The sequence below is a fragment of the Pseudotamlana haliotis genome (assembly GCF_008806375.1).
Taxonomy (GTDB): Bacteria; Bacteroidota; Bacteroidia; order Flavobacteriales; family Flavobacteriaceae; genus Pseudotamlana; species Pseudotamlana haliotis.
Map to the genome: position 1 here is coordinate 1 of NZ_WAAT01000062.1, position 513 is coordinate 513.

Consider the following 513-nt stretch of genomic DNA (forward strand, 5'->3'; position numbering starts at 1 on the left):
TAGTCAGTAGTGGTAGACGCGAAACCGTGTGATCTACCCATGGGCAGGTTGAAGCTGTAGTAACATACAGTGGAGGACCGAACCGGTTGACGTTGAAAAGTCTTCGGATGACCTGTGGGTAGGGGTGAAAGGCCAATCAAACTCGGAAATAGCTCGTACTCCCCGAAATGCATTTAGGTGCAGCGTTGATATTAGTTTTATAGAGGTAGAGCTACTGATTGGATGCGGGGGCTTCACCGCCTACCAATTCCTGACAAACTCCGAATGCTATAAAATATGATCAGCAGTGAGGGCATGGGTGCTAAGGTCCATGTCCGAGAGGGAAAGAACCCAGACCATCAGCTAAGGTCCCCAAATGTATGTTAAGTTGAAATAACGCGGTTGAACTGCTTTGACAGCTAGGATGTTGGCTTGGAAGCAGCCATTCATTTAAAGAGTGCGTAACAGCTCACTAGTCGAGCGGTTCGGCATGGATAATAATCGGGCATAAACATACTACCGAAGCTATGGACT

1 rRNA gene is annotated in these 513 nt (G+C 47.6%); it reads left to right on the plus strand.

Annotated features, from left to right (window positions below):
* Nucleotides 1–513 (plus strand): 23S ribosomal RNA (locus F6U93_RS14400); the annotation flags it as partial.